Source organism: Massilia consociata (assembly GCF_042432755.1).
GTDB classification, from domain to species: Bacteria; Pseudomonadota; Gammaproteobacteria; order Burkholderiales; family Burkholderiaceae_D; genus Telluria; species Telluria consociata.
In genome coordinates, this window is the sequence record NZ_JBHLWP010000053.1 from 1 (window position 1) to 535 (window position 535).

The following is a 535-nucleotide window of genomic DNA, read 5'->3' on the forward strand; positions in this document are numbered from 1 at the left end:
ATCGCCTGCAGCAATGGCGAGGTGGTCACTGGCGTATTCATGAAGGACTGCTGCGACCGCGAGATCATCGCTTGGCGGGCCTGGATCGGCCGCGGCCTGCCTGGTGAGCCGGTGCGCGACATGATGATCGAGGCCGTGGAGACGCGTTTCGGCAGTACCGACGAGCGGGCGGTTGCCGTCGAATTCTTGAGTGACAACGGCGGCGCTTTCCGGGCAACTGAGACGCACGCCCTGGCTCATGAACTGGGCATTAAGCCGGTGCATACGCCAGTGAATAGTCCGCAGTCGAACGGCATGGCAGAGAGCTTCGTGAACACGTTTAAACGCGATTACGTCGGCGGTATGGACCGCAGTAGCGGCGCCGCCGTGCTAGCTCAGTTGCCCGATGCCTTCAGGCACTTCAACGAGGTGCATCCGCATTCGGCGCTGGGGTACAAATCGCCGCGCATGTTTAGAAAAGAGCGACGCCGTCAGGCTCTGGAAACTGACGCTAAATAGGCATCAGGCTGTGTCCGGGAAAAGCGGGGCAAGATCA

At 60.7% G+C, this 535-nt stretch carries 1 protein-coding gene; it reads left to right on the forward strand.

The window, feature by feature from the left end; all coding sequences use genetic code 11:
• The coding region (locus ACFFJK_RS22885; protein WP_379681960.1) for an integrase core domain-containing protein at positions 1-498 on the forward strand (498 nt) is incomplete at its 5' end.
• Between the last annotated feature and the right edge of the window lie 37 nt (positions 499-535).